This window comes from Halomonas sp. ND22Bw (genome assembly GCF_003011945.1).
Classification (GTDB): domain Bacteria; phylum Pseudomonadota; class Gammaproteobacteria; order Pseudomonadales; family Halomonadaceae; genus Halomonas; species Halomonas halophila.
In genome coordinates, this window is the sequence record NZ_PXWD01001144.1 from 1 (window position 1) to 261 (window position 261).

The window sequence follows — 261 nt, forward strand, 5'->3', positions numbered from 1 at the left end:
GATCGTAACTTCGGAAGTGCCCGAGCCGACCGCTTGGCCCAAAATGGGTAGTGTGTGGGTAGGGGCCTTTCACCGGCAGCGGATTGGTGCCAAAAGCCATGCGCCGTCTGGATTTGACAGATTTGCTTCCGTCGAATTCGTAATGATGGGGTCGCGTGTTCGAGTCACGCAAGCGGCACCACTTCCTTTATTTAGGGACTGAACGCCGCGTAGCGGCGGATAGGCGACGAGCCGCATATCCTTGCGGTTGAATTGCCGCGC

1 protein-coding gene is annotated in these 261 nt (G+C 57.9%); it reads right to left on the reverse strand.

The window, feature by feature from the left end:
* Positions 1–69 precede the first annotated feature (69 nt).
* Positions 70–261 (reverse strand): hypothetical protein (locus tag CVH10_RS26955; RefSeq protein ID WP_219924980.1); only part of this gene is annotated, 192 nt, incomplete at its 5' end.